Here is a 19,931-nt window from a genome sequence, read left to right as displayed (position 1 = left end):
CCGTCACCCGCGGTCCGGCTTCGACTCCGATTCGACCGATAGTCGAGACTCCCACCAGTGAGGTCGCCTACTATCTATTTAGATATGTAGATACTTGCCTAAATAATTGCCTAACTAAATGTATGAGGACGAAGGAAAGACAAGCGTCCACTCTCGGCGAGATCTGCTGTTCGTTCGGCCACTCACTGCTCTGCGGCGAGCCGGGCCGTACCGCGACAGGTCTGTCGCCTCTCGCTCGTCGAGCGTTCTCTGGAGACTATACTGTGCATGATCACTCAGGGGTACGATTCAGGTCCGTCTCGGAGGACTATCTACAGGGAACACGTCGCACAGATTACCACCGCCTCTCGAAACCCATGTCAGAAACGCAGTCGTCACGCGGTGTCTCGCCGAGCGGTGATCGGTCCCTCGTCTGGCCTCGATACGCGGCCGCGGTCCCATCGAAGTTCGAACTGTCTTCGAATCCGTCTGATACGAGTGTTTATTACACATGAATAACACAAGGTAATACCAACATGAAATCGGGAACGTGCGACGACGTGTCACTGGACGGTCTCGTGACGTGTCCGCTCTGCAGGCACGACTACGACCGGCGAGAAGATCTCCGCGAACACCTCATGGTCGACCACCGAAAGAGCGCGGTCACCGACGAACTGCTCTCGCAACTCGGGGAACGCTCCCGATAACAAATGTCGAGTACACTGCGATACGACGCGACCGACAGAGACGCGACAGAAGACGACACGTCTCCGCCGCGAAACAGCGACGGCTACCACATCTGCTACCGCGAGTGCAAAGACGGGACGCCGTGTCGGCGGATCACCAACGTCCCGTGGCTGGCGTGCCACGTCCACTTCGGCCAACCGCCGATGCGACCGACGTCTGACTGAGCGGGTCGTCGCTTCGGTTTCGGTCGGACGCCCGGCTACTCCTTTAGCGTCGAGAGGACGAGTGGGTTGGGGCGGATTCGAACCTCGGTCACTCCGCTCGCTGGCGCTCGCTTCGTTCCCTGCTTCGAATCGTCTTCCCTACTTCGATTCCACGGACTCCTCGCTGCGCTCGTCGTTGCGAGGAATCAGAAGTGGGTTGGGGCGGATTCGAACCGCCGGCCTGCTCCGTGTGAAGGAGCCGTCATAACCTGGCTAGACCACCAACCCGGCAAACCATCGTACCCCGCTTCGACACTTAAGGGTTACCTTGTTCAGTCACTCGTTGGCGGCGACCGTGTTCCCACGGTACTCGTCGATGCGACCTTTGGCACCCTTCAGCGCGTCTTTCCCTCGCCCCTCTGCGCGTCGGAGCTCCTTCTGGACCTTCTCCATCCGCTTCGGTTCGGGCTCTCTCTCACGGCCGGTGGCCTTCCGGACCCGGTCGCCGACCGGAGCGAGTTCTTCGGCGACCCCCGACCGGAGGTGCGACCCCGCTCGTTTCAGGTAGTACCACGCGTCGCTGAAGTGACGGTTCATATTCGTCCTTAGGTAGACGACAGATATATTCCTTGCGGGCAGTTGTCATCCAGGCTGTTGGTTTTAGGCGGGCCTAAACCGACACGTTTATGCGTTAGATTAGGCTACCCTAAACCACGGTGTCACACGGAAGGTGTACACCGAGTCTGTCCCGACCCGGTTCGACCGTGGGCATCATCCGGTCCGAACGGGTCTCTTCTGAACCGACCTCACCGGACGAGACCGGACTCTGTCGGTCGCGTCAGTAGGTCGGCGTGTCTTCGCGCTGGCCGTCGCGCTTGTTGACCAACCGCGCGAGCGTAAAGAGCGCATCCGAGAGGCGGTTGAGGTAGGCGACGGTCAGTTCGTTGATCGACTCCTCTGCCGCGAGCGCGACGACGCGGCGCTCGGCACGACGCGAGACCGCTCGCGCGTGGTGGAGTTTCGCCCCCGCGTCGCTCCCACCGGGGAGGATGAACGACCGAAGTGCGTCGAGCTCCTCGTCGGCCTCGTCGATCCAGTCTTCGAGTTCGTCGACGTGCTCCTCGCGGATCTGTGGGTCGTCCTCGTCGGGTGAGGGGTTCGCGAGGTCCGCCTGGACGACGTGAAGTCGGTTCTGGATCCCCGTCAACTGCTCGTCGACGTCGTCGTAGCCGGTCGGTCGGACCGTTCCGACGAGCGCGTTCACCTCGTCGACGGTGCCGTACGCCTCAATCCGCGGGTTCGTCTTCGAGACGCGACTCATGTCGCGGAGGTCGGTCGACCCCGCGTCGCCGCGACCGGTGTAGATCGTCATGCGAGACTCGTCTCGACGTACTCGACGATCTTCTCGCTCTCGGCCATCGTCACGCCGCGGTCCTCGTCGACGAGCACCGGAACGCCGCGCTGACCGCTCACCCGTTTCACTTCGTCGCGTTCGGAGTGCAGCCCCTCGACCCACTCGGTCTCGTACTCGACGTCGTGCGCTTCGAGGGCGTCGTGGACCGTCTCACAGTACGGACAGCCATCGAGTGCGTACAGCGTGATGGACATACCTCCCGTTGGAACGGGTGGGGGAAGTAAGTTCGGCCAGCGGCGACCGGCCGGCGCTCACGCGTTCCGTTCGGGGCGGACGACCCGGTAGACGCGCCGAAGTTCCCGAACCAACGCGTCGAACTTCAACAGCGAGAACCCGACGAAGATGACGACGAAGCCGACGGCCGTGGTGACAGTCGGCGTCTCGCCGAGCGCCGCCCACCCGGCGAGCGCAGCGAAAAGCGGGATGACGTACTCGATGAGGCTCATCTCGATGGGGCCGATTGCGTCCAGAAGAGCGAAGTAGAGGAAAAACCCCATCGCGCCGGCGACGACACTCAGGTAGATCAGTGCCGCGATCGCGTCGAACGTCCACTGGGCGCTCGCGAACGACTCGGTCGGGAGTACCGCACTCGTCAAGTGGAGCAACCCCGCACCGACCAACATCATCCACGCCTGCAGCGCGAGCGCCGGCAGCGACGACTCGCCGTCGTGTGTCAGCACCGCTCCGACGGCGAACACCACTGCCGACCCCAACACGAGCCCCACACCCAACAGGTTCGCCGACAGCAGGTTCGACGGGTCCGGGTCGGCGATGACGACGACGCCGACGAACCCGAGGAGGACGCCGGCGACGCCGCTCGGTGACAGCCGTTCCGACGACGAGACCGTACGCGCCAGCGCCGGCGTGATGACCGGGATCAACCCCAAGAGGACAGCCGCGACCGCGCTCTGGACGTACTGCTGACCGGCGAAGAGAAGCGCGTGGTGGGCACCGATGAGCAGCGCTCCGCCGGTCGCGATCTGCCGCCAGTCCCTTCGCGACCGAGGCCACAGTCGGTCGTCTCGCACGGCTGCGACGCCGAACAGGACGACCGCAGCGAGGTCGAACCGGACCGCCGCAAAGAGCGCGGGCGGGAGGTAGTCGAGACCGACCTTCGTGACGACGAACGCCGACCCCCACACCAAAGAGAGCAACGAGAACAACGACGCGTTCCGATACCGTCTCATCACTCGAGCGTTCGCGTCGGAGGTGAATAGACTGTCTGTTCGCCTCGGCAGGACTCTGTATCGCACTCGAACGTTTATCGGTGCGGCCGGGGACGCTCGACGACTTGCGGGGTGGAGGCGTGACTCGCCGGGCGGAGGCGACTCGACGCGCACGGTGGAGCGGACTCGCTCTCTGAGACGACTGGAGGAACGGCCGAATCAACATCTTCAACATACCCCACGCCGGAGTTCGGGGTATGAGCTTAGAGATCGAACACGACTGCCCGGAGTGCGGAGGGTCCCAAGAGTTCTACCGTGCAGCGAGCACGACGGTCCACCTCGGCGAGAAGACGAAGTGGCGCTGCACCGAGTGTGACTACGGGTTCGTCCTCATCGACGACGTCGTCGACAGCTCCGCGTAGACCGTTCTCTTCCTTCGCTACGTGCAGTCATCTACCGACGAGCGACCCGTCTCTCCTCGTCCGACCCGTACACTCTATGCTACGATACGAAAGACCGAGATATCGAAGCGCGGCCAGCGGTCGTTTCGGTCCAAAATCGCTAGACGTCACTACCAACCGCGCGTCGCCGGCAACAGGTCGGCCTGGCACTCCCGACAGGTGACCAGACGACAGTGTTCGGTACACGTTCGAACCTCTCCGCAGAGTTCGCACTTCACTTCCGTGCCGTACCACTCACACGACGAGAGCGAGTCGTTCTGGTTTCCGGATCCGAGCATCTGTGGTGACGACTCGGGTCTCGGGGCACTTAGCGCCTTTTTCGAACGATCGTTGGCGATAGACGCCGAGTCCGGACAGTTCACGAGACGGGATACGGGGGCTAATCGACCCACACCGCACCGAACGAGTCGAAGAACTCCTCGCCGGTGTCGACGAGCGTGTGTTCGGCCCGGAACCGACGACAGCGCTCCTCGACCGCCGAGACGTGGGCGTCGAGCCGCTGGCGGTACGATCTGGTCCGCGTCCCGCCGAAGTACGTCCGAAGCGTCTCGGTCGTCTCCAGATCGCGGAACAGCGTGTCGCCGGTCGGGTCCGGACGGAGCTCGCGCGGCGACAGCACGGTACCGACGACGATGCCGCTCCGACCGAGGCCGGCGAGTCCGGCCTCGATGGCGTCCGGGTCGGCGAGACAGTCGCTCAGGACGACGACGAGCGACCGACTCCGGACGGTCGACCCGTAGCTGTCGAGTGCGGCCGCGAAGTCGCCCTCGCCGCCGGGTTCGACGTCGTTCAGGTGGTCGACGAGTCGGAGCAGTTCCCCTCGGTTCGACCGACCGGTGTCCAGCCGTTCGACCCGGTCGTCGAACAGCGAGAGCTGGAAGTCGTTGTTCTCCTCGGCGGTGAGGTAGGCGAAGCCGAGGCCGAGTTTGGCGGCGTACTCGAACTTGTACGCGTCGCCGTCGCCGTAGCCCATCGACCCGCTGGCGTCGACGAGCACGTGGACGGTCAGACTCCGCTCGGCCTCGAACTGCTTGACGAAGTACTCGCCCGTCCGGGCGAACAGTTTCCAGTCGACGAGACGGATGTCGTCGCCGGGGACGTACCGTCGGTAGTCGCTGAACGTGAGTCCCTCGCCGACGCTCTTCGAGCGTTGGTCGCCCTGCCGGACGGACGAACTCTGCCGTTTCAGCGCCGACCGGAACCGATCGAGTTCGTCGAGGAAGTCGGGGTCGATCATCCGTCGACGGACAGCGCGGCGATGGCGTCGTCGGGCGTCGTCCCCTCCCGTTCGGCGCGGAAGTCGACGAGGATCCGGTGGCGGAGGACGGCCGGTGCCATCGCCTCGACGTCCTCCCAACTGACGTGTGCGCGACCCCGGAGAAACGCCCGTGCCTTCGCGGCGAGGACGAGCGCCATGCTCGCCCGCGGACTCGCCCCGTACTCGATCGACGGCGCATCACGAGTCGCCCGGACGAGCGAGATGGCGCGGTCGCGGATGTCGCTCGCGATCGGCAGTTCACGGACGAGCGACTGCATCGTCTGGAGCTGCTGCCGCGAGACGACCTGCTCGACCGCTGGCGTCCCCGACCCCTCGGTGTAGAGGTCGACGATCCGCCGCTCCTCGTCGTACGAGGGGTAGTCGAGGACGATCTTCAGGAGGAACCGGTCGGTCTGTGCCTCCGGGAGCGGGTAGGTACCCTCCTGGTCGATGGGGTTCTGCGTCGCGAGGACGAAGAACGGCCGGGGTAACGCGTAGGTCTCGCCGGCGGCCGTCACCTGCTTCTCCTGCATCGCCTCGAGCAGCGCCGCCTGCGTCTTCGGCGTCGCGCGGTTGATCTCGTCGGCCAGCACGACGTTCGCGAACACCGGCCCCTCCTCGAAGACGAACTCCCGACCGTGCTCGGTCTCCCGGATGATCTCGGTGCCGGTGATGTCCGACGGCATCAGGTCCGGCGTGTTCTGGATGCGCGAGAAGGAGAGGTCGACCACCTCCGAGAGCGCCCGGATCATCGAAGTCTTGCCGAGCCCGGGGTTCGACTCCAAGAGGGCGTTGCCGTCACACAGCAGACAGACGAGCAGCTGCTCGATCACCGCCTCCTGGCCGACGATGCGCTTGCCGACCTCCGTGCGCACCCGGTCGAGTCGTTCCTGCAGTCGGTCGATCTGGTCGTCGGTCGCCGCCATCGCGTCGCCGTTGGTCTGTGGATTGTCAGGCATTGGTCTCGTTGCGTAGTTCGAGGTTGTAGTCGCGGATCAGTTCGGAGTCTTCCAGTCGTTCTGCGGCGCTGAAGCCGGCCTGCTGGCTCTCGACGTCGCCCGAGGGGACGCCACCAGCGTCGTACGACGAGGCACCGCCGGGCGGCGCGTCGCCCTCGCCGGCCCCCGAGATGCGGGCGTCGATCTCGTTGTCGCCCGCCGAGACGTTCTCGGCCGCGCCGAGCACCTCGCTGCCGTCTCGCAGCCCGTCGTACGAGGGGTCAGCCTCGCTGTCCGCCGCAGAGTCACCGCCGCCGAGATCGAGGTCGACGACGGCGATCTGGATGCTGGCGACGCTCAACGCCAGCACGACGACGAGCGTGAGCGACAGTCGTCGGAGGTCGACGAGGTCGACGCTGGAGGTCTCCCTGAGACGGGCGAGCACCTCGGCGTACAGCACGCGAGCCATCCGCGAGTCGCGGTCGGCGGCGACGGCGTCGCGGGCGGTCCGCAGCAGCTCGCGGACCGACGGGTTCGCCGCCTCGAACTGCTCGACGATCGGACGGCGACGTCTGACCGCGAACTCGACGCCGCCGACGAGCAGGCCGACGGCGACGGCGACGAGCGTCGTCCCGGGGAGCGTGACGTCCACGAGCGGCCCGAGCGGCCACTCCGTCCCGACGAGGTGAAACGCGAGGTTCACGAGCAGCGTCGCGAGCGCGGCGTCGACGACGCCGTAGACGACCGCGATCTTGAGCCCCTCTCGCCGGATCTCGCGGAGCGCCTCGGCGACCGCCGTGCGCGACGACTGCGCTCCCCCGAGACGTTCGCCGCCCGTCGCGGTGGCGGAGCCGGTGACGGCCGTCCGGGTTCCGGCCGCCGTCGACGTCCCGGCGGCCCCGGACGCGTCCGACCCGCCGTTCATGTCGAACACTCCTGGGGCCGCTCGCCCTCGATGGAGCCACAGACGCTCCCGAGCGCCGACTCCAACTCGTCGACGCGCGACTCGAGTCGGTCGACCTCTGCGGCGAGTTCGTCGCGCTCCTCGGCGACTGCGTCCCGTTCGTCTTCGAGCGTCTCGACGCGCGACGCCAACTCCTCCCGTTCGCTCGACGCGGCGTCACGCTCCTCGCGCGCCGCCTCGAGTTCGGCTTCGGCCTCGTCGAGTTCCGCCTCCGTCTCCTCTAGCTCCGACTGCGTCGCCGACAGCTCGTTGATCGTCTCGCTGAGCTGTTTCTCGGTGCCCTCCAGTTCGTTCGACACCTGGCCGACGTCGCCCTGCGTGCTCTCCAGCGTCTCGTTGGCCGTCTCGAGGCGGTCTCGCGCCTCGCTGAGGTTCGCCTCGGTCGCAGACAGCTCCTGTCGTAGCTCTCGGTTCTCCGTGCGGAGCTGTTCGTTCTGGTCGTCGAGTCGGTCCGTCGAGTGCTGGTAGAACAGCGACGCTCCGGCGGTCCCCGCGACCGCGAGGACGACGAAGACGACGAGCGCGAGGTTGATCGATCGCCCGAGATAGCTCACGTGAGACCACTCTCGTTGGTCGTGTGGTTGGTGTAGACTCTCATACGTCGTGTTATTACTTCGATCAGGTAGACCCCCAGTCCGACGACGAGGAACAGCCAGTCCCAGGTGCGTTCGACGTCGCGGACGCGGGTCGACTGCTCCCGCGCGAACGCCGCGATCGCTGCGGCGTCGCCCGGACCGAACTGCCGCCCGTCCGTCGCTCGGACGAGTTCGGACAGCTCCCGACTCTGTCCGAAGGCGGCGTACTCCGAACGGTAGTTGACCGCGTACGACGCGCCGAACAGCGACCCGTACCCCGCCTCCGACGGCGTCACCGTCGCCTGGTAGGTGTCGGGGGCGACCTGCCGAAGCGACACGTCGTCGCTCGCGGGTGCCTCGGGGCCACGGTAGGTGACCGTCGTCGACTGTCCGACGCGCGTGTCGGTCGCCTCGGCGACGCCGGTCGCCTTCCGCTCGGGGTCGCCGACGACGTAGTTGGTCGACTTCGTCAGCAGCAGCGAGTCGGGTTCCGTCAACAACCCGTCGAGCGTCCCCTGGTCGTCGTAGGCGGTGATGGTGGCGACGCGGCCGAGACCGTACCGCCACGAGGCGACTGCCGGCTTACCGGAACTCGACGCGACGAGGTAGTCCGCGCCGCTCCGGACCGACACGTCGTTGTTCTTCGGCGGGTCCGCCGTCAGTTCGACGCCCGACGTGACGAAGGAGTCGCGGTCGACGACGGTCAACGCGTTGCCCTCGTAGCGTCGCGAGGACCCCCCGAACAGCAGGCGCAGGCGGTCGGTGTCGGTCGCGCGGAAGTAGCTCCCGCCGGACGCCTCGGCGATCCGCTGGAGGTGTGCCTCGTTGGGGTTGCCGGTGCCGACGGCGACGATACGGACGCCGCGCTCGCCGAGTCGTTTGGCGGCCGCCGCCGCCGGCCCGACCGACCCACGGCCGTCGCTGACGAGGATGATCGAGCCGCGTTCGTCGCCGAGCAGCTCCTCGGCCCCCAGGATGCCTCCGGCGATGTCGGTGCCGCCGCCGCTCTCCAGTCGACGGATGCGGTCGGCCACCTCCTCGCGGTTCTCGGAGAGGGGAGCGAGGTCGGCCACCTCGTAGGCGTTGTGGTTGAACCCGACGACGCCGACGGCGTTCTCGTCGCCCAGCTGCTCCAGCGCGTCGAGGGAGACGGCCTTCTGGACGCGCATCCCGTTTTTCGAACTGCCGGAGACGTCGATCGCGAGCACGAGGTTCGTGCTCCCGCCGACGCTCTCGCCCATCGTCACCGGCAGCATCGACGCCACCGACGACCCCTCGTAGCCGCCGTTCTCGAAGGAGTTGTCGCCGCCGACCATCAACAGCCCGCCGCCGTCGATGACGAACTTCTGGAGGCTGTCGACGTCGCCGATCCCCTCGGCGGGGACGTCCTGGACGACGACCGCGTAGTAGGGGCTGAGGTCCTCGGGGACCGACTCGACGCGCTCGACGTCGTAGAGCTCCTCCAGATAGCGACCGAACGGGTAGTCCTGCTTGGCGACGTAGAGGAGCTTCGGTTGTTCGACGACGCGGACGGTCTTTCGGAAGACGTCGTTCTCGGCGACGCCGTCGCCGGACTCGATCTGTGCGGTGATCCGGTGTGAGCCGGTCTCCTCGAAGCTGTGAGAGAACTCGACGCGACCCGCCTCCGCCACCGACCGCTCGAGCACCGTCTCGTCGTCGACGGTGACGACCAGCCGAGTCTCGTCGTCGAGGTTCACGCCGTCGACGCCGACGACGAAGCTGTTGTCGACGCCGGCGCTGGTCTTCGCGGGACCGGAGACGGAGACGGAGCGTTCGGTCCGCCGCGGGGCGAGTCGCACCGACGCCACCGTCGCGTTCAGCGACGTGGCGAGTTCGCCGGCGTCGGCGAGGCTCCGCCCCTCCGTCACCTGGCCGTCGCTGACGACGACCACTGTCCCGTTCTCCCGGAGGTTCGCGGCGATCCCGTCGCCGAGCGGCGAGCGCGTCCCCTGGCCGATGGTGGCCGTCGTCACCGGGACGCCCTCCGCCTCGATGGCCTCGGCGAGACGGTCGCCCGCGTCCGGCAGCACGTCCATGCTCTCGGAGTCGTCGACGAGCAGCGTCACCCGCGGGTCGCCAGTCGTCTGTGACCGCTCGACGGTGTAGGGACCGGCGGCGGCGACGACGAGACAGCAGACGACGAGCACTCGCGAGACGGTCAGCAGTCGACGACTGCGCGCCGTCGCCGTCCCCGTCGCGTCCCGGTAGACGAGTGCCCACACCGCGAGCAGACCGAGCGGCACCGCGAGCAACAGCAGCGGTCTCGCGACTCCGACGGTGACGCCGTCGACGACGATTTCCCACGCGTCGAACAGCCCCGACTGGAGCGCGGTGAGCGCCAACATCACAGATCACCCCGCCGACGGAGATAGCCGAGTTCGACCATCGACACCGTCAGTCCCGCGAGGACGACCCACTCGGTGACTGGGTCGGGGACGCGCCGTTCCTCCTCGCGACCGCCGGCGACGCCGTCGTCGCGCGACTCCAACGGATCGGCGACGACGGCCGACTCGGTCTCGCTGGTCAACGAGACGCCGTACCGACGGTCGCCAACCTCGTAGAACCCCGCCCGGTCGAGTCGGAGCGCGCGTGTGGTCACCGCCCCGTTCGGCGTCGTCACGGTCGTCTCGTTCGCGAACCGAAGGACGTCGCCGGCCGGGCGGTTCAGCGTCGGCAGCGGGTCGCGGCCGGCGAGGTGGAACACCGCGCGTTTCCAGAACACGGGATACTGGTAGTTGTGCTTGAACGACGAGCTATCCTCGACGTAGCCGTAGTAGAGCACGCGCCCGCCGTTCCGCTCGGCGGTCGCGATCAGCGGCGACCCGTCGGCGAGCCCGACGAGCGTCCGGGTGCCCTCCTTCGGGCGGGCGGCGAACGCCACCTCGGGCGGCGGGAAGTTGACGTCGCGGGTGAGTTCGTCGCCCGCGACGCCGCCGACGGAGGTGACGTTGGCCGACTCGCCGACCTCGACGGGGAGCAGCTGGGAGTAGCGGTTCGGCATCCCCTCTTGGGCCTGGAGGACGACGCCGCCGCCTCGCTTCAGCGCCTGTTTGCCGTCGTCGACGTTCCCCTGGAGCAGTCGCCCCGACTCGACGTTGCTGTAGACGACGACGTCGTACGGCTCCTCGACGTTCGCCGGCGGCGAGCGCACCGTCAGGTTCACCTCGGGGACGACCGAGAGCGCCGTCGCGAGGTACTTGTTGCGGTCGTTCGTCAGGAGCAACACGTCGACGGTCGCCTCCTCGGGGGCGGCGACGGCGACGGCGTCGTCGGTGGCGAAGGAGTCGCCCGGCGTCAACTCGGCGGTGCCGCCGCCGGTCGGAATCGGGAGCGTCACGGTCGTCACGTCGCCGGCGCCGAGCGCGAGCGTCCGCCGCTGGTCGCCGAACGTGAGCGTCCGTTCGACCTCGCGGTCGGCGTAGTTCTTCACCGTCAGGGTCACCTCTGCACCGCCGAACGACCGGTCGACGATGCCGACGTTGTCGTCGCCGCCGCCGGCGAACTGCCGCAGGTCGACGAGGAGACCGCGGGCCCGGGCCGACTCGACGGCCTCTTCCCACCCGCTCTCGTCGGCGAAGTCGCTGAGGACGACGACGCGAGCGCCGTCGCCGGCGACGGCCGCCGCCTGCGCGATGCCGTCGCGGAGGTCGCCTTCGACGTCGGTGACCGCGAGCTCGCCGAGCGTCCGTCGCGCCTCGCCGGGCGTCCCGTCCCGGACGGCCATCTCGCCCTCGCGACCGACGAAGACGACCGACGTCGTGCTGGTCGTCTCCCGGCGGGCGGCGGCGACGGCTCGGTCGAACCGAGTCGCGTCGCCGTCGACGGTCGCCATGCTCGCGCTGCCGTCGACGACGAGCACCGTCTCCTCGACCGTCTCCGACTCCGAGACGAGCGTGTACGGCGTCGCCAGCGACGTCGCCAGCAGGATCAACACCGCCAGTTGGAGCAGCATGAGGAGGCTGCGACTGAGTCGCTGGAGGACGGGGTTCGACGCGTCCTCGCCTCGCTGTTCGCGCAGGAAACGCAGCGTCGGGAGGTCGATCTCCCTGGGGTCGGGACGGATGAGATACAGCAGGACGACGGGAACCGTCGTCAGGAGCGCGAGGAGCGCCACCGGAGAGAGGAAGATTCCGTCGAGGACCATAGTCTGTTTTCACGACGCGTCTCCATATGACGTTTGCGCAACAGTATGCCGAAAACGACTGTCTTAGAGTCCGTAACTTACGGTATAGAGAAAAACGCGATGTAGAGAAAAGAGAGAACGCGGTCGCGTGAGCGGTCGCTACTCGGCGTCGTCAAGCGCGTGCCACGACAGCCGCGGGTTGCGCGCGGCGCTCACCTGGTCGATGCGGCGAGCGGTCGTGCGCTCGGGGGCGGCGGCGAGCGTCTCGTCGTCCTCGCCGTGGGCGGCGTTGAACGCGGCCGCCAGGTCGTCGAGCGTCTCGCGGTTCTCGACTTCAGTTGGTTCAGTCAGCATCGCCTCCGGCACCATCTCGGGCCACTTCGTCGTCGGCGGGTGGACGCCGTAGTCCAACATCCGCTTTGCGACGTCGGCGGCGTCCTGGTCGCCTGCCGTCGCGGCGAACTCGTGGTGGAACGGGCCGTAGGGGATGTCGTACTCGATCTGTGAGCCGAGGTAGTTGGCGTTGAGCACGGCCTTCGCGCTCGCGTCCGCGAGTCCCTCGTCGCCGAGACGGGCGATGTAGGCGTAGGCCTTCACGAGCACCAGCCAGTTCCCGTAGAAGCCGTGGACCTTCCCGATCGACCGCTCGGGGTCGAACAGTTCGAAGCCGCCGTCGTTCCGTCGGACCTGCGGTCGCGGGAGGAACTCGGCGAGCTCCTCGACGACGCCGACTGGCCCCGCTCCGGGGCCGCCGCCGCCGTGGGGCGTCGCGAACGTCTTGTGGACGTTGTAGTGCATGATGTCGAACCCCATGTCGCCGGGGCGCGCCCGCCCCAGGAGCGCGTTGAGGTTCGCGCCGTCGTAGTAGAGCAGGCCACCGGCGTCGTGGACGATCTCGGCGATCTCGGTGATGTCGCGCTCGAACAGGCCGACCGTGTTCGGGTTGGTCAGCATGAGCGCGGCGGTGTCCTCGCCGACGGCGGCCTCCAGTGCGTCGAGGTCGACGCGCCCGTCCTCGCCGGAGGGGAGTTCGACCACGTCGTAGCCGGCCATCGCCGCCGTCGCGAAGTTGGTGCCGTGGGCGCTGGCGGGGATGACGACCTCGCTGCGGTCGTTCCCCTGTGCCTCGTGGTACGCCTTCGCGACCAGGATGCCCGTGAACTCGCCTGCGGCACCCGCCGGCGGCTGGAGCGTCACCGCGTCCATCCCGCCGATGCGAGCGAGGTAGTCCTGCAGGTGATAGAGCATCGCCAGCGTCCCCTGCATCGACCGCTCCGACCGGTCGGGGTGGACGGCCGCGTTCGGGTCGGCGGCGACGTCCTCGGTGAACTTCGGGTTGTACTTCATCGTACAGCTGCCGAGCGGGTAGGGCCCCGTCTCGACGCCGTAGTTCATCTGCGAGAGTCGCGTGTAGTGTCGCGCCAACTCGGGTTCGGAGAGCTCGGGCAGCTCCAGCGAGTCGCGGGTCAACTCCTCCGGGAGCGGCGAGTCGTCGCCGATCTCCACCTGCGTGCTGTCCTTCTCCGAGAGGAGCGGTTCGTACTCGCCGTTCTGCGTGAATCGTGCTTGGTCGTACATTCAGGCCACCTCCTCGCACGCCATGACCAGCGCGTCCGCGCGGTCGGCGTTCACGTCCGTCACGCACACCTGTATCTCGTGTTCGCCGACGACGTGGACGGCGAACCCCTCCGATTCGAGGTCGGCGGCGACCGCGGCCGCCGGTTGGTCGGTGTGAGCGACGAACTCCCGGAAGTGATGGCGGTCGTGGACGGGTGCCTGCACGCCCGACACCTCGTCGAGTTTCGCCGCGAGTGCCTGCGCGTCGCGGACGCAGTCCTCCGCGAGGTCGACGAGTCCGGACGGACCGAGCGACGCCGCGTGGATGGCCGCGCGGAGCGCGACCCACGCCTGGTTCGTACAGATGTTGCTCGTCGCGCGTTCCTTGCGGATGTGCTGTTCGCGCGTCTGGAGGGTGAGCGTGTACGCACGCCGGTCGCTCGCGTCCTCGCTGACGCCGACGAGTCGCCCCGGCACCTGCCGGAGGTACTCCTCGCGCGTGGCGAACAGGCCGAGACCCATGCCGAAACTCGTCGGCATTCCTAACGCGTCTGCCTCGCCGACGACGACGTCGGCACCGACGCTCGCCGGTTCCTGCAACAGCGAGAGCGCGACGACGTCCGACCCGAGACAGAACAGTGCGTCGTGTTCGTGGGCGAGGTCGCCGATATCCGACAGTCGCTCCTCGATGGCTCCCCGGACGGTCGGGTTCTCGGCGTACACCAGCACGGTGTCGTCGTCGACGGCGTCTGCGAGCGCGTCGACGTCGACGTTGCCGTCGTCCATCGGATACGTCTCGAGCGTGAGGTCGGTGCCGCCGACGTAGTTCTCGACGACGTCACGCTTGCCCGCCCGCAGCGACTCGGGGAGGAGTACGGTGGTCCCGGAGACCTGTCGAACTCGGTCGGCGAGTCGAGCGGCCTCGGCGATCCCCGTCGCCGCGTCGTACATCGAACAGTTGGCGACCGGCAGCCCCGTCAGTTCGACCAGCATCGACTGGTACTCGAAGAGCGCCTGCAGGAACCCCTGCGTGATCTCGGGTTGGTACTGCGTGTAGCTGGTGAGGAACTCCGAACGCAGCGAGAGGTGGTCGACGAGTGAGGGGACGTAGTGGCTGTAGTGGCCCCGACCGAGGAACTCCGTCAGGTCGTCGTTCTTGGCGAACAGCCGTGAGAGTTCGCCTCGGAGGTCGCGCTCGCCGCGCGCCTCGATGCCGAACTCGCCGGTGAAGGCGACGTCGTCGGGGATGTCGAACAGCGCCTCCTCGCTGTCGACGCCGACGGCCTCGAGCATCGCGGTCGTCTCGTCCGCTGTGTGGGGGGCGTACGGGCTCCCCCGTTCGTGTCGCGTCATTCGATCTGCTCGCGGTACTCCTCGGGGGACAGCAGGTCGTCGAACGCTCCCCCGTCGCTCAGTTCGACTTCGAGCATCCAGCCGTCGCCGAACGGGTCGGTGTTGACGAGTTCGGGCTGGTCGAACAGCGCCTCGTTGACGGCGGTGACCGTCCCCGAGACCGGACTGTAGAGGTCCGAGACGGCTTTGATCGACTCGACGACGCCGAACTCCTCGCCGCCGGTCACCTCGTCGCCCTCGTCGGGGAGTTCGACGAAGACGACGTCGCCGAGTTCGTCCTGGGCGAAGTCGGTGATGCCGATGCGGACGGTGTCGTCGTCCGTGCTCGTCCACTCGTGCGATTCCATGTAACGCAGGTCGTCAGGTACTTCGAAGCTCATTGGTTCAGAAATGGGGTTTCGGTTACTTTCGCGCGCTTTGCTCGGCCGCGGACCACGACGTCGACGCGCGTGCCGGGGTCCGCGTACTCGACCGGGAGATAGCCCAACGCGATCGGTTCTTCGAGCGTCGGACTCATTGTCCCACTCGTGACGTGGCCGACGACGTGGCCCTCCTCGTCGGTGACGTCGTAGCCGTGTCGGGGGACGCCCCGGTCGAGCAGTTTCAGCCCGACGAACGTGTCTTCGACGCCCGCCTCCTGCACCGCGGCGAGTGCGTCACGGCCGACGAACTCGGTGTCGAGGGCGACGGTGAAGCCGACGTCCGCCTCGTACGGGTTCCGTGGCTCCGACTCGGGGTCGAAATCCTGCCCGGAGAGCAGAAACCCCATCTCGATGCGGAGCGTGTCGCGTGCGCCGAGGCCACAGGGCTGACAGTCGAAGGCACTCCAGACGTTCTCGGCGGCGTCCCACGGACAGAGCACCTCGAACCCGTCCTCGCCGGTGTAGCCGGTTCGTGCGACGAGCGAGCGTGCACCCTCGATCTCGGCCCACGTCGCCCGGAACTTCGAGAGCTCGAGGACGTCCTCGGCGGCGTCACCAGTGGCGTCGCCGACGAGATCCGGCGAGTCTGGCCCTTGGATCGCGAACATCGCCCACTCGTCGGTGACGTTCTCGACGATCGCATCGAGCTCCCACTCGTCGCGGAACGTCGTCCATCGGCGGTGCATCTCCTCGTCGTGGCCCGCGTTCGGGACGAAGAGATACGTCGGGTCGTCCGCCTCGGTGTGCTCGCCGTCGAGCGGCAACCGATAGACGACCGTGTCGTCGAGGATGATCCCCTCGTCGTCCGTGATGGTCGAATACTGTGAGTCGCCGGGGTCGAGTCGAGTCACGTCGTTGGAGGTGAGTCGCTGCATCAGCGCGGTCGCGTCCGGTCCGGACACCCGGATCTCGCTCATGTGCGAGACGTCGAAGATGCCCGCCGAATCGCGGACCGCGGTGTGCTCCTCGCGGATGGAGTCGAACTCCACCGGCATATCCCACCCGCCGAACTCCGTGAACTTCGCCCCGCGACCGTCGTGTACTGCTCGCAACGGCGGCTTGCGAAGGGCCATATCTCTGCGTTGGTTCGGGGGAAGTAATGCTTTGGTATCTCGGACGATTGTGAAGGAGGCGTTGTACACGTGAGTGTATACTATCCCGTTTACAGCGGCCCACATGGGCGAGTTCGTGTCAATTATTGCGCTCCCCTTGCACGAACGCGCATACGAGACTGCGTCACAGACCCTGTAATCCGACCGCAACGACTGACGTCGTGCATAGCTTTAATACGGCTCGGCTGGTAGTATTTACTATGATTGTTGCAAACTCTTCTACGCACGCTCACGACGACGCCGACGCCACCGACGCCGCTCGCCGCACGGCTCACTTCGCCGAGATGACGCGAGCGATGCAGCACTAGTAACCGAGAGCGCGGTGGGTGAACAGCCCGAACCGTTCGGAAACACGGAGAGTCGGGGAACCTGTTATCGAGGGAACCGTTTTGTCCTCTCGCTTCGTAACACTCTCGTTAGGCGTCTCAGCGCCAGTGACTCATATGGCAGACAAACCACACCAGAATCTCGCGATCATCGGACACGTCGACCACGGGAAGAGCACACTCGTCGGTCGACTCCTGTTCGAGACGGGATCGGTCCCGGAACACGTAATCGAGCAGCACCGCGAAGAGGCCGAAGAGAAGGGCAAGGGCGGCTTCGAGTTCGCCTACGTCATGGACAACCTCGCCGAGGAGCGCGAGCGCGGGGTGACCATCGACATCGCCCACCAGCGGTTCGACACGGACAAGTACTACTTCACCATCGTCGACACGCCGGGGCACCGCGACTTCGTGAAGAACATGATTACGGGCGCGAGTCAGGCGGACCACGCCATCCTCGTCGTCGCCGCCGACGACGGGGTCGCCCCGCAGACTCGCGAGCACGTGTTCCTCTCGCGCACGCTCGGTATCGAGACGCTCATCATCGCCATCAACAAGATGGACGTCGTCGACTACAGCGAGGACACCTACACGGAGGTCAAAGAGGAGGTCCAACAGCTCCTGAAGCAGGTGCGGTTCGACTCCGACGACGCGCGGTTCATCCCGATCTCCGCGTTCGAGGGTGACAACGTCTCGGAACACTCCGACAACATGTCGTGGTTCGACGGCCCGACCATCCTCGAGGCGCTCAACGACCTCCCGGAGATGTCGCCGCCGACGGACGCGCCGCTCCGCGTCCCCATCCAGGACGTCTACACCATCTCCGGCATCGGGACGGTGCCGGTCGGCCGCGTCGAGACGGGCATCCTCAAGACCGGGATGAACGTCTCGTTCCAGCCGTCTGGGTCCGGTGGCGAGGTCAAGACCATCGAGATGCACCACGAGGAGGTCCCCGAGGCGGGCCCCGGCGACAACGTCGGGTTCAACGTCCGCGGCGTCGGCAAGGACGACATCCGCCGTGGCGACGTCTGTGGACCGGCCGACGACCCGCCGAAGGTCGCCGAGACGTTCCAAGCGCAGATCGTCGTGATGCAACACCCGTCGGTGATCACCGCGGGTTACACGCCGGTCATCCACGCTCACACCGCGCAGGTCGCCTGTACCTTCGAGTCCATCGACCAGAAGATCGACCCGAAGACGGGCGAGGTCGCCGAGGAGAACCCGGACTTCATCAAGGCCGGTGACGCCGCCGTCGTCACCCTGCGCCCACAGAAGCCGCTGAGCATCGAACCCTCCTCGGAGATCCCGGAGCTCGGCTCCTTCGCCATCCGCGACATGGGACAGACCATCGCCGCGGGGAAGGTGCTCGAAGTCCACGAGAAGTAAGCGCCCCAATGCAACCCCGAGCTTTTTGCATCATCGCCGAGAGCGGCTGCGCCGTCCCTGAGTCGGGGCGAGAGTTCAAATACGGTGACGGCGCCATCGACGACGTGACCTGACGCACGCCGCGGGGCGGGTCGCGACTGTACGGCACGCCGCCTCGCGTGTCCGACGCCGTGCCGTCTGTCAGCCCCAGCGGAGTCGGCCACCGAGACGACGCCGGCGACTACTCCTCCGCCGGTGTGTCGTCTGATTCGACGGCGACGTCGGCCGACAGTCCGAACTCCGCGGCGCGCTGTCGCCACGACTCCGTGTAGCCCTCGTCTCGCTTGTGGACGGTGCTCTCGCCGGACTGGATGCGATCAAGCTTGAGGTCGGCCTCCTCGATGAGCCGTTCGCCGATCTCGCTGGAGACGACGCCCGAGCGCATCGCGTCCATGATTGCGCCCTTCTCCCGCTGGAGCACCCGGCGTTCGCCCATCAGCACCTGCTCGTGACGGAGTTCGGGGTTGTTCTGTAGCAGCGTCGCGATCGCCTCGTCGAGGTCGGACTTCTCGCGGCCGTACTCGGCTTCGAAGTCCTCGAGCACGTCGCTCGGGATCTCCCCGCTCGCGTGGAGTCGGTCGGCGGCGTCGAGTGCGGCGTCCACCGCGCGGGCGCGGCCGACGAGCAGTTCGTACAGCTGCTCGGCGTCGGTCCGCGTGACGATTCCCAGCCGGGACAGCAGTCGCCCCATCGTCAACCCCTGGACGACCAGCGAGAAGGCGGCGACGCCGAACACCATCGCCTTCAGTTCCGTCGTCGGTACGCCCGGCGGGGCCTCGGTCTGAAGACCGAGTACGAGCGCGATCGGGATCGAGGCGTGGAGACCTCCCCAGACCATGACGTGCTGATACGACCGGGGAACGGTCACGTGGCTGCGGAGGTTGAGGAGCGCCGTCAGCGGGTAGACGATCGCTGCCCGCGCGAGGACGACGAGGACGATACCGGCGACGATGAGCTGCCAGTGCTGGACGAGTTGGTGGATAGGCGTACCGACGCCGATGGCGACGAAGATGAACGTGTTGACGAGGAAGGCGGCCGTCTCCCACGTGTTGAACACCGACACTTTCGTCCGGGGACTCATCGCGTACTCCGCACCCTGGTTGCCGATGAACAGCCCCGCCGCGACGGTGGCGATGACGCCCGAGACGTGCAGATAGTGCTCTGCGAGGATGAAACTCCCGTAGGCGAGCACGATCGTCAGGACGATCTCAGTCATCTGCTCGTCGAGGTTCACCATCACGCTGTAGATCGCGTAGCCGGCGACGAGACCGACGACGAGGCCACCGAGGCTCACGACGACGAGTTCGGCGACGACTTCCGCCGCTCGTCCCGGTTCGAGTAGGACGGTGGGACTCACTCCGTCGTGCAACAGCGCGAGCAGCGTCGAGAAGACGACGACGCCGACGCCGTCGTTGATGAGGCTCTCGCCCTCGACGAGCACCGACAGTCGGTCGGGCGCACCCAACTCCTCGAACAGCGCGAGGACGGAGACGGGGTCGGTCGGGAGCACCATCGACGCGAACAGCAACGAGACGAGCAGCGTGTAGTCGAACGCGTACGTCCCGACGAACCCGAGGAGCGTCACCGAGATGAGCAGCCCCGGTACCGCGAGAGTCAGAATGGGAACGAGATTCCGCCGGAATCGTTCGAGGTCGGTCGTCGCCGCCCCCTCGAACAGCAGCGCGGGCAACAGCACGAGCAGGATGAGGTCGTGTGAGAGCTTGAGCTCCTGGACGAACAGCTGTTCGACGACGCCGACGTCGTAGACGGCGACGACGATCGACACTCCCAACCCCGCGAGCAGGAGGGCGATCGTGTATGGGAACCGTCCGACTTTGGCGACGAGCGTCCCGACCGCACTCGCGATGAGAAACACCGAGAGCAGGAGGATGAGCGAGTCGACGACGGCGGTCCCGGCCTCGGCAGCCATTACAACTGGCCTCTCGGGAC

Annotated in this window: 19 protein-coding genes and 1 tRNA gene; 4 read left to right on the top strand and 16 right to left on the bottom strand. The window is 66.8% G+C overall.

What is annotated here, in order from left to right:
- Positions 1–515: 515 nt before the first annotated feature.
- Together EOHIBHHM_RS13480 and EOHIBHHM_RS13475 are read left to right on the top strand one after the other, a co-directional pair.
- Complete coding sequence (locus EOHIBHHM_RS13480) at positions 516–686, top strand: hypothetical protein (protein ID WP_497251405.1); 171 nt, start codon at positions 516–518, stop codon at positions 684–686.
- A 3-nt stretch (positions 687–689) separates the two neighbouring features.
- On the top strand, positions 690–890 hold the full coding sequence (locus EOHIBHHM_RS13475) for a hypothetical protein (RefSeq protein WP_497251403.1): 201 nt from the start codon (positions 690–692) through the stop codon (positions 888–890).
- A 192-nt stretch (positions 891–1,082) separates the two neighbouring features.
- Here EOHIBHHM_RS13475 and EOHIBHHM_RS13470 read toward each other — a convergent pair.
- The 5 genes from EOHIBHHM_RS13470 to EOHIBHHM_RS13450 form a co-directional block, all read right to left on the bottom strand.
- Positions 1,083–1,157 (bottom strand) — tRNA-Val (locus EOHIBHHM_RS13470).
- A 48-nt stretch (positions 1,158–1,205) separates the two neighbouring features.
- Entirely contained in the window at positions 1,206–1,466 is a 261-nt protein-coding gene (locus EOHIBHHM_RS13465; protein WP_497251401.1) for a DUF7553 family protein, read from the bottom strand.
- A gap of 241 nt (positions 1,467–1,707) precedes the next feature.
- A complete protein-coding gene (locus EOHIBHHM_RS13460) occupies positions 1,708–2,241 on the bottom strand; it encodes a cob(I)yrinic acid a,c-diamide adenosyltransferase (protein ID WP_497251399.1) in 534 nt (177 codons plus the stop codon).
- On the bottom strand, positions 2,238–2,477 hold the full coding sequence (locus tag EOHIBHHM_RS13455; RefSeq protein WP_497251397.1) for a glutaredoxin family protein: 240 nt from the start codon (positions 2,475–2,477) through the stop codon (positions 2,238–2,240). The genes EOHIBHHM_RS13460 and EOHIBHHM_RS13455 overlap by 4 nt, the downstream gene beginning before the upstream one ends.
- A gap of 57 nt (positions 2,478–2,534) precedes the next feature.
- On the bottom strand, positions 2,535–3,470 hold the full coding sequence (locus EOHIBHHM_RS13450) for a DMT family transporter (protein ID WP_497251395.1): 936 nt from the start codon (positions 3,468–3,470) through the stop codon (positions 2,535–2,537).
- 236 nt (positions 3,471–3,706) lie between these two features.
- Between EOHIBHHM_RS13450 and EOHIBHHM_RS13445 the strand changes: the two genes are divergently transcribed.
- Positions 3,707–3,871 (top strand): DUF7838 family putative zinc beta-ribbon protein, encoded by a 165-nt coding sequence (locus EOHIBHHM_RS13445; RefSeq protein WP_170864765.1) that lies wholly within the window; start codon positions 3,707–3,709, stop codon positions 3,869–3,871.
- A gap of 418 nt (positions 3,872–4,289) precedes the next feature.
- On the opposite strand, the gene EOHIBHHM_RS13440 is transcribed toward EOHIBHHM_RS13445, so the two are convergent.
- The 10 genes from EOHIBHHM_RS13440 to gcvT all read right to left on the bottom strand — a co-directional run bounded on the left by EOHIBHHM_RS13440 (position 4,290) and on the right by gcvT (position 16,194).
- Positions 4,290–5,147, bottom strand: a complete 858-nt coding sequence (locus EOHIBHHM_RS13440; RefSeq protein ID WP_497251393.1) for a DUF58 domain-containing protein — start codon at positions 5,145–5,147, stop codon at positions 4,290–4,292.
- Positions 5,144–6,127 (bottom strand): AAA family ATPase, encoded by a 984-nt coding sequence (locus EOHIBHHM_RS13435; protein WP_497251391.1) that lies wholly within the window; start codon positions 6,125–6,127, stop codon positions 5,144–5,146. The genes EOHIBHHM_RS13440 and EOHIBHHM_RS13435 overlap by 4 nt, the downstream gene beginning before the upstream one ends.
- Positions 6,120–7,031 (bottom strand): DUF7502 family protein, encoded by a 912-nt coding sequence (locus tag EOHIBHHM_RS13430; RefSeq protein WP_497251389.1) that lies wholly within the window; start codon positions 7,029–7,031, stop codon positions 6,120–6,122. Before EOHIBHHM_RS13430 ends, EOHIBHHM_RS13435 begins: the two co-directional genes overlap by 8 nt.
- Positions 7,028–7,624, bottom strand: a complete 597-nt coding sequence (locus EOHIBHHM_RS13425; protein ID WP_497251387.1) for a chromosome partitioning protein — start codon at positions 7,622–7,624, stop codon at positions 7,028–7,030. The genes EOHIBHHM_RS13430 and EOHIBHHM_RS13425 overlap by 4 nt, the downstream gene beginning before the upstream one ends.
- Positions 7,621–10,011, bottom strand: coding sequence for a VWA domain-containing protein (locus EOHIBHHM_RS13420; RefSeq protein ID WP_497251385.1), 2,391 nt, complete (start codon positions 10,009–10,011; stop codon positions 7,621–7,623). The genes EOHIBHHM_RS13425 and EOHIBHHM_RS13420 overlap by 4 nt, the downstream gene beginning before the upstream one ends.
- Complete coding sequence (locus EOHIBHHM_RS13415) at positions 10,011–11,810, bottom strand: DUF7408 domain-containing protein (protein ID WP_497251383.1); 1,800 nt, start codon at positions 11,808–11,810, stop codon at positions 10,011–10,013. Before EOHIBHHM_RS13415 ends, EOHIBHHM_RS13420 begins: the two co-directional genes overlap by 1 nt.
- Positions 11,811–11,948: 138 nt before the next feature.
- A complete protein-coding gene (gene gcvPB, locus EOHIBHHM_RS13410; protein ID WP_497251381.1) occupies positions 11,949–13,367 on the bottom strand; it encodes an aminomethyl-transferring glycine dehydrogenase subunit GcvPB in 1,419 nt (472 codons plus the stop codon).
- Positions 13,368–14,699 carry an aminomethyl-transferring glycine dehydrogenase subunit GcvPA gene (gene gcvPA, locus EOHIBHHM_RS13405; protein ID WP_497251379.1) on the bottom strand — a complete coding sequence of 444 codons (1,332 nt, stop codon included), beginning with the start codon at positions 14,697–14,699 and terminating at the stop codon, positions 13,368–13,370. It abuts the gene before it with no gap.
- Complete coding sequence (gcvH, locus tag EOHIBHHM_RS13400; RefSeq protein ID WP_497251377.1) at positions 14,696–15,079, bottom strand: glycine cleavage system protein GcvH; 384 nt, start codon at positions 15,077–15,079, stop codon at positions 14,696–14,698. Before gcvH ends, gcvPA begins: the two co-directional genes overlap by 4 nt.
- Positions 15,076–16,194 carry a glycine cleavage system aminomethyltransferase GcvT gene (gcvT, locus tag EOHIBHHM_RS13395; RefSeq protein ID WP_497251375.1) on the bottom strand — a complete coding sequence of 373 codons (1,119 nt, stop codon included), beginning with the start codon at positions 16,192–16,194 and terminating at the stop codon, positions 15,076–15,078. The genes gcvH and gcvT overlap by 4 nt, the downstream gene beginning before the upstream one ends.
- A 482-nt stretch (positions 16,195–16,676) precedes the next feature.
- Between gcvT and tuf the strand changes: the two genes are divergently transcribed.
- Positions 16,677–17,942, top strand: a complete 1,266-nt coding sequence (gene tuf / locus EOHIBHHM_RS13390) for a translation elongation factor EF-1 subunit alpha (RefSeq protein ID WP_497251373.1) — start codon at positions 16,677–16,679, stop codon at positions 17,940–17,942.
- A 220-nt stretch (positions 17,943–18,162) separates the two neighbouring features.
- On the opposite strand, the gene EOHIBHHM_RS13385 is transcribed toward tuf, so the two are convergent.
- A complete protein-coding gene (locus EOHIBHHM_RS13385) occupies positions 18,163–19,911 on the bottom strand; it encodes a cation:proton antiporter (RefSeq protein ID WP_497251371.1) in 1,749 nt (582 codons plus the stop codon).
- Between the last annotated feature and the right edge of the window lie 20 nt (positions 19,912–19,931).

It is taken from the genome of Halogranum roseipondis (genome assembly GCF_059695585.1).
Note: the sequence above shows the minus strand (reverse complement) of the source record. Positions and strands in the feature narration are given on the sequence as shown.

Coding starts and splice junctions, on each gene's coding strand:
- EOHIBHHM_RS13450 (WP_497251395.1), bottom strand. CDS start 3,470: ATGAGACGGTATCGGAACGCGTCGTTGTTCTCGTTGCTCTCTTTGGTG.
- EOHIBHHM_RS13415 (WP_497251383.1), bottom strand. CDS start 11,810: ATGGTCCTCGACGGAATCTTCCTCTCTCCGGTGGCGCTCCTCGCGCTC.
- EOHIBHHM_RS13445 (WP_170864765.1), top strand. CDS start 3,707: ATGAGCTTAGAGATCGAACACGACTGCCCGGAGTGCGGAGGGTCCCAA.
- EOHIBHHM_RS13440 (WP_497251393.1), bottom strand. CDS start 5,147: ATGATCGACCCCGACTTCCTCGACGAACTCGATCGGTTCCGGTCGGCG.
- EOHIBHHM_RS13480 (WP_497251405.1), top strand. CDS start 516: ATGAAATCGGGAACGTGCGACGACGTGTCACTGGACGGTCTCGTGACG.
- gcvT (WP_497251375.1), bottom strand. CDS start 16,194: ATGGCCCTTCGCAAGCCGCCGTTGCGAGCAGTACACGACGGTCGCGGG.
- gcvH (WP_497251377.1), bottom strand. CDS start 15,079: ATGAGCTTCGAAGTACCTGACGACCTGCGTTACATGGAATCGCACGAG.
- gcvPB (WP_497251381.1), bottom strand. CDS start 13,367: ATGTACGACCAAGCACGATTCACGCAGAACGGCGAGTACGAACCGCTC.
- EOHIBHHM_RS13475 (WP_497251403.1), top strand. CDS start 690: ATGTCGAGTACACTGCGATACGACGCGACCGACAGAGACGCGACAGAA.
- EOHIBHHM_RS13460 (WP_497251399.1), bottom strand. CDS start 2,241: ATGACGATCTACACCGGTCGCGGCGACGCGGGGTCGACCGACCTCCGC.
- EOHIBHHM_RS13420 (WP_497251385.1), bottom strand. CDS start 10,011: ATGTTGGCGCTCACCGCGCTCCAGTCGGGGCTGTTCGACGCGTGGGAA.
- EOHIBHHM_RS13465 (WP_497251401.1), bottom strand. CDS start 1,466: ATGAACCGTCACTTCAGCGACGCGTGGTACTACCTGAAACGAGCGGGG.
- tuf (WP_497251373.1), top strand. CDS start 16,677: ATGGCAGACAAACCACACCAGAATCTCGCGATCATCGGACACGTCGAC.
- EOHIBHHM_RS13430 (WP_497251389.1), bottom strand. CDS start 7,031: ATGAACGGCGGGTCGGACGCGTCCGGGGCCGCCGGGACGTCGACGGCG.
- EOHIBHHM_RS13435 (WP_497251391.1), bottom strand. CDS start 6,127: ATGCCTGACAATCCACAGACCAACGGCGACGCGATGGCGGCGACCGAC.
- gcvPA (WP_497251379.1), bottom strand. CDS start 14,699: ATGACGCGACACGAACGGGGGAGCCCGTACGCCCCCCACACAGCGGAC.
- EOHIBHHM_RS13385 (WP_497251371.1), bottom strand. CDS start 19,911: ATGGCTGCCGAGGCCGGGACCGCCGTCGTCGACTCGCTCATCCTCCTG.
- EOHIBHHM_RS13455 (WP_497251397.1), bottom strand. CDS start 2,477: ATGTCCATCACGCTGTACGCACTCGATGGCTGTCCGTACTGTGAGACG.